This is a genomic window from Paracoccus sp. (in: a-proteobacteria) (genome assembly GCF_032007265.1).
GTDB lineage: Bacteria > Pseudomonadota > Alphaproteobacteria > Rhodobacterales > Rhodobacteraceae > Paracoccus.
Map to the genome: position 1 here is coordinate 1 of NZ_DALZMB010000151.1, position 6,895 is coordinate 6,895.

Consider the following 6,895-nt stretch of genomic DNA (forward strand, 5'->3'; position numbering starts at 1 on the left):
TCTGCCGCAGGGTGAGACAATCGCCACGCGCGATTCAGCGCCTCTTTACGCGATCCTGAAAGGGATGATGGAATATTCCAACAATTTGACCGCCGAGGTCGTTGGATTGGCCGCCAGCGGCAAGGGCGATCTTGCCGCTTCGGCTGCGGAAATGAACGCATGGCTGCGGGCGCAGGGTATCTTGGGCGATTATGTCTTTTACGATCACTCGGGGCTGTCGCCTGCAACGCGCATTACCGCCGGGATGATGGTCCAGACCTTGGCCGGTCCGGGGCAGGCCCAAAAGTTGCGGGGGTTGATGAAGAATATCGCGTTGCGCGATGCCAAGGGCAAGCCGCTTTCCCATAGCCCGATCACCGTCGAGGCCAAGACCGGAACGCTGAACTTTGTCTCGAACCTTGCGGGTTATGCCGAAGATAGCCAGGGACATGCGATCATTTTCGCCATCCTGACCGGGGATGAGACCCGCCGCGCCGCCAATGAAGGCAAAGAGCTGCCCGATGGCGTCAGCCTGTGGACGCGCAAATCCAAGGCGTTGCAGCAGGGCTTGATTGAAAACTGGCTGATGAGCCAGCCCGATGCGGCGCTTGCCAGCCAGACTGCGCCGTGATCGCTGGCCCGGCCCGGGAATGAACCGGGCCGCGGCTGTTTTTGCCGTTCGGGGTTAAATGACGCGGTGACGCGCGCGTGCCGACAATTCGATCGCGGCAGAGGTCAGCCGATCCAGCGCAAATTGGTGACGTATCTCGGCCAGCATCTCGGCCTCGACCTCTCCCAAGCGGCCATCCGATGCCGCGACATCGCAAGCCAGCACATAGGCCGTGTCAAACAGCTGTGGCGGCAAGGCGTCGCGGATCAGGCCAAACAGCGCATCAAGCCCGTCCTCTTCCTCGAACAAAGAGATGACGGTCTGAGAGATGGCGCGGATGCGATCAATGTCATAGCTGGCAAAGATCGGCGTGTGATTTACCATCCGTTCAATCGCGACCAACTCGGCGGTCCGCATGTTCAGATCAGAGGCAGAAACCGCCACCATGACCGCCACCAGCGCATCGCAGGTCGAGAAAGAGGGTAAATCGTTCGTCATTGTCATGTTTCCTTAAAGCGTTGATCAGCAATTATTGACGATATTGCCCGGTTTCAATACGGGAGGTGGATTAGTATGGAGACTCAAAATGACCGCTCTGCGTGATGCCGCGATGAATTCCAAGGCTTGGCCGTTTGAAGAGGCCCGCCGCGTGCTGAAACGCTATGAGAAAAAGGCACCCGAAAAGGGCTATGTCCTGTTCGAGACCGGCTATGGTCCCTCGGGGCTGCCGCATATCGGGACCTTTGGTGAGGTCGCACGCACGACGATGGTGCGCCGCGCCTTTGAGATCATCTCGGATATTCCGACCCGGCTTTTTTGTTTTTCGGATGACATGGACGGCATGCGCAAAGTGCCCGAGAATGTCCCGAACCAAGAGCTGCTGCACGCCAATGTGCAAAAACCCCTTAGCGCGGTTCCCGATCCTTTCGGCGAATACCCAAGCTTTGGTGATCACAACAATGCCATGCTGCGCCGCTTTTTGGACACATTCGGCTTTGAATACGAATTCATCTCGGCCACGGATTTCTACAAATCGGGCAAGTTTGACGCCACGCTGCTGCGCGCGGCCGAGAAATATGACGAGATCATGGCCGTCATGCTGGCCTCGCTGCGCGAAGAGCGTCAGCAAAGCTATTCCTGCTTCCTGCCGATCAGCCCGATCTCGGGGCGTGTGCTTTACGTTCCGATCAAGAATGTGGATGCCAAGAATGGCACCATCACCTTCGATGATGAGGATGGCACCGAGACCACGCTTCCGGTAACGGGCGGGCAGGTCAAGCTGCAGTGGAAGCCCGATTTCGGCGCCCGTTGGGCCGCGCTGGACGTGGATTTCGAGATGTACGGCAAGGACCATTCGACCAATACGCCGATCTATGACAAGATCTGCGAGATCCTTGGCGGCAAGAAGCCGGAACATTTCACCTATGAGCTGTTCCTGGATCAGGATGGTCAGAAGATTTCGAAATCGAAAGGCAATGGTCTTTCGATTGACGAATGGCTGACCTATGCCGCCACCGAAAGCCTGTCGTATTTCATGTACCAAAAGCCAAAAACGGCCAAGCGCATGCATTTCGATGTCATTCCCAAGGCGGTCGACGAATATCATCAGCAGCTGCGGGCCTTCCCGACCCAGACCTTGGATCAGCAGTTGGCTAATCCGGTTTGGCATATTCATGGTGGCAATGTGCCCAGGTCGGATATGCTGGTGCCGTTCCAGATGCTGCTTAATCTGGCCTCGGTCGCGGGCGCGACTGGCAAAGAGGGGCTTTGGGGCTTCATCCAACGCTATGCCCCCGAGGCAACGGCGGAAAACAACCCGACCATGGATGCGGCAGCGGGCTTTGCCCTGCGCTATTTCGAGGATTTTGTCGCGCCGACCCGCACCTTCCGCGCCCCGGACGAGCAAGAGCGCCGTGCGCTTGAAGATCTGGCTGGGCGTCTGGCCGCATGGGAGGGGGCAGCCGATGCCGAAGCGCTTCAGACTATGGTCTTTGCGGTTGGCACCGAACATGGTTTCGAGCCGCTGCGCAATTGGTTCTCGGCGCTCTATCAGGTCCTGCTGGGGGCCGAGCAAGGGCCGCGCTTTGGCGGCTTCATCGCGCTTTACGGCGTGGCTGAAACCCGTGCGCTGATTGAAAAGGCGCTTGCGGGCGAGCTGCTGGGCTAAGGCTGTTGCGCGTGCCGCTGTTGCGGCGCGCGCATGGTTAATGCCTGGTTAACGCCGGGCCGTCAGTTTCTTTTCCCAAGCCGTGGATCTTGTCCGCGGAACAGCAAAGGGGAAAGATCGGCATGTCCATTCTTGGCAATACATCATTGATGCCCCGTGCTTTTAGCGCGGGGCTGAATTTTTGGTCGCGGACCAATGGCACATCCGGCTCGCCAAGCTGGGCAGGGATGGCCAATGCCGCGATCGTTCCGGCGGATGCAGATTTCGGCACTTGCCTTGAAATTCTGAAACAGGCCGAGCCGACCTCGCTGCGCTATAACCAGCGCACCCCGATTTCGCCGGGTACTTATTTGCGCATTTCGACCCGCGTCAAAGCCATTACCGGAAACCTGCCCCGGGTGCGCATTGCGGCCTATGCCATGAATGCCAGCGGCGCAAATCTGGGCGGGGTGGTTCAATCTGGCCCCGAGGTCGCTCTGCGCGCCTATGGCGAGGTGGTTGAAGTGTCGGCCATCGTGGGCAGCGGAAATCGCGCGGGCGTCGACATGGCCTGGGGGCGGCTGGCAAGCGCGGGCTTTTTCGGACTGGATCTGATCGGCGACAATAATGGCGCGGTGCGGATCGAGAATTTTGTCATCGAGGATGTGACATCGGCATTTCTGCCGCAAATGCTGGATTGGGTCGATGTGCGCGATTTCGGCGCGGTGGGTGACGGCAAAACCGACGACCGCGCGGCCTTTGTCGCGGCGGATGCGGCGGCTGCGGGCGGCGAGGTTTTGGTGCCCGAGGGGGTTTATCTCATCGGCTCGAACCTGTCGATGAACTCGCCCGTCCGCTTCAAGGGCCGCCTCAGCATGCCACGCAGCGCCAGACTGGCCTTGCAGGGACGTTTTGATTTCCCGACCTATGCCAGCGCCTTCGGCGATGAAACCGAAGGCTTTAAACGCGCATTGCAGGCGCTGTTTGGCTATACCGATCACACCACTCTGGATCTGTGCGGCAGGCGTGTCGATCTGACCGAGCCGATTGATCTGGCAGCGATTGCCCCCAACCTTGGCAGCTTTTCGAACCGCCGGGTGATTGCCAATGGTCAGATCGGTATCGTGGATGGTCCGGCCTGGGCGACGCGCGTGGTCAGCTCGAACGCGACCTATAACCCGGCGCAATCGACGCTGTTGAGCAATGTCGCCAATGTCGCCAATATCGAGATCGGCGCGCGTGTCACCGGCCCGGGCGTTGGCCGCGAAGTCTATGTGCGCGGGCGCAATATCGGTGCCGGGACGCTTACGCTGTCTCAGCCCATGTATGGCGGGGGCGCGACGCGCAACTTTACCTTTCACCGCTACCGCTATGCGCTTGATTTTTCTGGGTTAGAGCGGCTGGACCGGCTGAATATCACTGATGTGGAAATGCAGCTGGATGGCATGGCCAGCGCGATTATGCTGCCCGCCGAGGGGCAAATGTTTCATCTGCGCGACTGCTATATCACGCGGCCAAAGGATCGCGGCATCACTTCGATCGGGCGGGGCTGTCAGGATATGCTGATCGATCGTTGCCAGTTCTTGTCCAATGAAATGTCCGAGCTGGCACAAAACCGCACGACCATTGCCATCAACGTCAATGCCAATGACACCAAAATCCGCCATAATCGCTTTGTGCGCTTTGGGCATTTCATGGTGGCCAGCGGCGCAGGTCATATCATCGAGGGCAACCATTGGTTTCAGGGGGATTCCGCGCAAGCCGGGGTCCGTTTCGCGGGCCTTGTCCTGGCCGCGACCAATGTTCAGACCACGATCAATGGCAATTATGTTGACAATAGCACGATCGAATGGACCAACGAATATGCCGCTTACCCCAATTTCGGGAGCGATGAATATTCCTTTGGCGGGCTGACGATTACCGGAAACACCTTTCTTGCCTCCAACACCACCCTTGGCTTTTCATTCTTGACGCTGAAACCCTATGGCAGCGGCCATTTCATTCATGGCTTTAGCGTGATGGGGAACGTCTTTAAGTCCAATAACAACAAGATCGACAGGATCGACAAAGTCGACACCACCTTTTCCGATCTGAACTACAGCCGAATGCGCAACCTGCAATTTCAGGGAAATCTGTTCAATGGCGTGAATACTTATGTCGCCAACCCGGTTGATCTGACCCTGCAGCAAAATACGGCGGCAAATCGTTGGGTCATTGCTGCGGGGGCGGCGCTGCCCTTTAACGGCTGGGCGCGAAAGGTGGAATCGATTGTTGCAGAGACGGCGATCACCACCTCTAGCAACAACCGGGTCAGTGAGATGCCCTGGGTTGAAAATCAGGTCGGCTCGGATCGCCAGTCGATCGCGCTGAATTGGTCGGCGGCGGTCAAAGGGACGGTGTCATTGCGTGTGCGGGTCGACACGCCCAACTAACGCCCCTGATGCGCCCCGAGCACAGATGTGCCAGCGCCCTGGCAGATTACTCTGCCGGGGCTGTCAGCATGTCCTGGGGCTCGAGGCGATAGGCGCGGGCAAAGCCTGCATTCAGCAAAGCCGACTGCGGCTCGAGGCGCCAGAAGGTGAAATCGGGCAGGTCGATATAGACCGTCGCCTTCGGATCATTGGCCAGCCAGCGCGCGCGCCGTTCGGGATCGGGCTCGGCGGGGACGGCCCTGGCCAGAATTGACAGGCGCGCATGGGTCATCGGATCGCCCTTGGCCACAGTGTCATCGGCGATCATCAAGCCCGCCTTTGGATCGGCCTTGATGGCCCGGCTATGGGCGGCAAGCCCCGACAACAGCGCCATCGGGCATCCGTCGCGGTCAGTCTGTATCGCAATCCGCGTCAACAGCGGGGTGCCGCTGTCGGGGTCCAGCGTGCCCAATACGGCATGTTTCATGTCGCGAATAAGGCGCTGCGCAAGCTCGCGGGCTTCTTGGTCGGTGGTGCGGATCGGGTCTTTTTTCATGGCGCGAGATTGGCGAGGGGACGCAGTCTTTGCAAGGGGGCACAGGGCTATGGCTTGGCCATTTGCCCCAAATTTCCAGCCGTTCGGCATTCATACCAAATCCGGTTTACCATGACGCGCGAAATGGCATAACCTTGCAAGAACCCGGAGCCGTCGGTGAAGATCGCTACCCCAGGGAGGGGGCACCCGACTTGATCCGGCACCAGAGAGGAGAGTTATATGTCAGTTGAAGCCGTTTCGCGACACCCCATCCCCGCAGGATTTGAAAACGCCTTGGTCAAACCCGAGGACTACGCCCGCCTATACGCGGAATCGGTCAATGACCCGGACGGATTTTGGGGGCGTGAGGGCAAGCGGCTGGACTGGCTGACGCCTTACACCAAGGTCAAAAACACTGATTTCACCATGGGTAAGGTCTCGATCAAATGGTTCGAGGATGGCGTTCTTAACGTCGCGGTGAACTGCATTGATCGCCATTTGGCAAGCCGCGCCCATCAGACAGCGATTATCTTTGAGCCCGATGACCCGAATGCGCCTGCGCGCCATATCAGCTATGGTGAGCTGTCCGAAAAGGTCAATCGCTTTGCCAATGTCTTGCTAAGCCAGGGCGTGATGCGCGGCGACCGGGTCGTGATCTATCTGCCGATGATCCCCGAGGCCGCCTTTGCCATGTTGGCCTGTGCGCGGATCGGTGCCGTTCATTCGGTGGTTTTTGCAGGCTTTTCCCCGGATGCTTTGGCCAACCGCATCAATGATTGCGGCGCGAAAGTCGTGATCACCTGCGACACCGCCCCGCGCGGCGGCCGCCGCACACCGCTGAAATCGAATACCGATGCCGCGCTTTTGCATTGCTCGGATAAGGTGCGCTGCCTTGTGGTCAAACATACGGGCGATCAGACCACCTGGATTCAGGGACGCGATGTCGACGTTCTGGCCCAGATGGAGGAAGTCGCCCCCGACTGCCCGCCGCGCCCAATGAATGCCGAGGATCCGCTGTTCATCCTTTACACCTCTGGCTCGACCGGCAAACCCAAAGGGGTCGTTCACACCAGTGGCGGTTATCTGTGCTATGCGGCCATGACCCATGAGCTGGTCTTTGATTACCGCGAGGGCGATGTCTATTGGTGTACGGCCGATGTCGGCTGGGTCACCGGGCACAGCTATATCGTCTATGGCCCGCTGGCCAATGGCGC

At 58.9% G+C, this 6,895-nt stretch carries 6 protein-coding genes; 4 read left to right on the forward strand and 2 right to left on the reverse strand.

The genetic code is table 11. The annotated features are described in order from the left end of the window. The coding region (locus RTS12_RS19390; protein ID WP_312531491.1) for a D-alanyl-D-alanine carboxypeptidase at window positions 1–610 on the forward strand (610 nt) is incomplete at its 5' end. A 54-nt stretch (window positions 611–664) separates the two neighbouring features. Here the strand turns inward: RTS12_RS19390 and RTS12_RS19395 are convergent. Beyond that, entirely contained in the window at window positions 665–1,087 is a 423-nt protein-coding gene (locus RTS12_RS19395) for a tellurite resistance TerB family protein (protein WP_312531494.1), read from the reverse strand. An 88-nt stretch (window positions 1,088–1,175) separates the two neighbouring features. Between RTS12_RS19395 and RTS12_RS19400 the strand changes: the two genes are divergently transcribed. Then, window positions 1,176–2,756, forward strand: coding sequence for a lysine--tRNA ligase (locus RTS12_RS19400; protein WP_312531496.1), 1,581 nt, complete (start codon window positions 1,176–1,178; stop codon window positions 2,754–2,756). A gap of 122 nt (window positions 2,757–2,878) precedes the next feature. Next, entirely contained in the window at window positions 2,879–5,167 is a 2,289-nt protein-coding gene (locus RTS12_RS19405) for a glycosyl hydrolase family 28-related protein (protein WP_312531499.1), read from the forward strand. A 46-nt stretch (window positions 5,168–5,213) separates the two neighbouring features. Here RTS12_RS19405 and RTS12_RS19410 read toward each other — a convergent pair whose 3' ends face one another. Then, window positions 5,214–5,702 carry a pyridoxamine 5-phosphate oxidase gene (locus tag RTS12_RS19410; protein ID WP_312531502.1) on the reverse strand — a complete coding sequence of 163 codons (489 nt, stop codon included), beginning with the start codon at window positions 5,700–5,702 and terminating at the stop codon, window positions 5,214–5,216. A 219-nt stretch (window positions 5,703–5,921) separates the two neighbouring features. Here RTS12_RS19410 and RTS12_RS19415 point away from each other — a divergent pair. Then, window positions 5,922–6,895: AMP-binding protein (locus RTS12_RS19415; RefSeq protein ID WP_312531505.1), on the forward strand; the 974-nt coding region annotated here is incomplete at its 3' end.

What these genes read in the sequence shown, in the direction of transcription:
- RTS12_RS19395 (WP_312531494.1), bottom strand. Translation starts at nt 1,087, where the DNA reads ATGACGAACGATTTACCCTCTTTCTCGACCTGCGATGCGCTGGTGGCG.
- RTS12_RS19400 (WP_312531496.1), top strand. Translation starts at nt 1,176, where the DNA reads ATGACCGCTCTGCGTGATGCCGCGATGAATTCCAAGGCTTGGCCGTTT.
- RTS12_RS19405 (WP_312531499.1), top strand. Translation starts at nt 2,879, where the DNA reads ATGTCCATTCTTGGCAATACATCATTGATGCCCCGTGCTTTTAGCGCG.
- RTS12_RS19410 (WP_312531502.1), bottom strand. Translation starts at nt 5,702, where the DNA reads ATGAAAAAAGACCCGATCCGCACCACCGACCAAGAAGCCCGCGAGCTT.